The following is a 1,225-nucleotide window of genomic DNA, read 5'->3' on the forward strand; positions in this document are numbered from 1 at the left end:
CTTTCGGCCACCCTACGGGACCAGACCGGAGCCAAGGCTCTGGGGGGAAGCCCCCCCAGAAATTTAGCGATGCAGCGCGGTCTTGGGGGTTTCCCCCACTCGCGCTTTGCATCAAGACAAGGTGTTATGGCAACAGCCAATACTTCATCATGGTTGTCCTCACTTCCCCTGGAGTTTCAGTAGGTTCCAAAGGGCTCCAGTCGGCAATCTCCCCATAGCCTAGGGAATAAAACCTTTGCATACTATGGATTACGGCTTGACGAGGACCTTTTAGAGTGTGCTCAACAGGTTGTTTCTTGAGGTTTTGGTTAGAGTATTTTGACATAAGTCAGAACTTAAACTCATTGTGGTTTGGCAATTATTATTATAATGATTATAATTTAATTTGTCAAGGGTTTTTATAATTTTTTATTGGGAGGGGTTAGAGATAGTAAAAAAAAATGATTGGAGCAGGTAAACTATGTAATAATGATTGAAGTTATAGCGTTTATAGGACTCATGAGGTACACAGAATTGTTTTACTATTGGCTGTTCCCTGTTCCGAAGTTCCCTATTCCCTGCTCCCTGCTCCCTGCTCCCTGCTCCCTGCTCCCTGCTCCCTGCTCCCTGTTCCCTATTCCCTGTTCCCTGTTCCCATCAATCTTATATTTACATCTCAAATGAAAATGCTATAGTTATGCTAAATCAGCAAGACTATGACAGATTTTAGCCAGGGTAAGAAAACTAAAAAACTAACTATTGCCGCTTCTTCACAAGGTATTGAAACAGCTAAAAAAGCTTTGGATAAGCTAGGGTTTGAGTTAAAAAGTAACTTCCCTAAGTCACAAGGGATAAGTCGCTATACAGTTACCAAGTTTTTTAAATCAGAGCCAATTCAGCTTGATTTATTTAAACGGATATGTGAGGGATTGACCCTAGACTGGAAAGAAATTGCGGGAATAGCAGAAGAACAAGCATCAGAACAGCTAAACAAAACTGATGGCAGTAGCTCAGAGCTGGTGAAGGGTGTAGAGCAAAGTGAATCCCTGAGCCAAAAAGAGACTGTAATCGAGAGACACAGTGAAACAATCAAAGCTGTTATTGTATTAGAAGGAGATATAAATTCAGTTCAACCTTCAAAACTGATTGAATCTATTTTACAACAATCTTCAGGATACACGATCAACATTATTGATATTAAACCAAGCAGCTTCATCCTACAGGGGTCTCAAGAAGCTATCGAAGA

General features: G+C 41.3%; 2 protein-coding genes and 1 pseudogene. 2 read left to right on the forward strand and 1 reads right to left on the reverse strand.

All coding sequences use genetic code 11. The annotated features are described in order from the left end of the window. Positions 1–124: 124 nt before the first annotated feature. Entirely contained in the window at positions 125–325 is a 201-nt protein-coding gene (locus F6K51_RS37650; protein WP_293031374.1) for a hypothetical protein, read from the reverse strand. A gap of 173 nt (positions 326–498) precedes the next feature. Between F6K51_RS37650 and F6K51_RS37655 the strand changes: the two genes are divergently transcribed. Both F6K51_RS37655 and F6K51_RS37660 read left to right on the forward strand, forming a co-directional pair. Further along, positions 499–663 (forward strand): hypothetical protein, encoded by a 165-nt coding sequence (locus F6K51_RS37655; protein WP_293031376.1) that lies wholly within the window; start codon positions 499–501, stop codon positions 661–663. Positions 664–695: 32 nt separating this feature from the next. Further along, positions 696–1,225 (forward strand): annotated as a pseudogene (locus F6K51_RS37660) (pentapeptide repeat-containing protein); the annotation flags it as partial.

It is taken from the genome of Moorena sp. SIO3I8 (assembly GCF_010692325.1).
Classification (GTDB): Bacteria; Cyanobacteriota; Cyanobacteriia; order Cyanobacteriales; family Coleofasciculaceae; genus Moorena.

Bases quoted from the DNA above. Each gene is read 5' to 3' on its own strand.
- F6K51_RS37655 (WP_293031376.1), top strand. From the start codon at position 499: ATGAGGTACACAGAATTGTTTTACTATTGGCTGTTCCCTGTTCCGAAG.
- F6K51_RS37650 (WP_293031374.1), bottom strand. From the start codon at position 325: ATGTCAAAATACTCTAACCAAAACCTCAAGAAACAACCTGTTGAGCAC.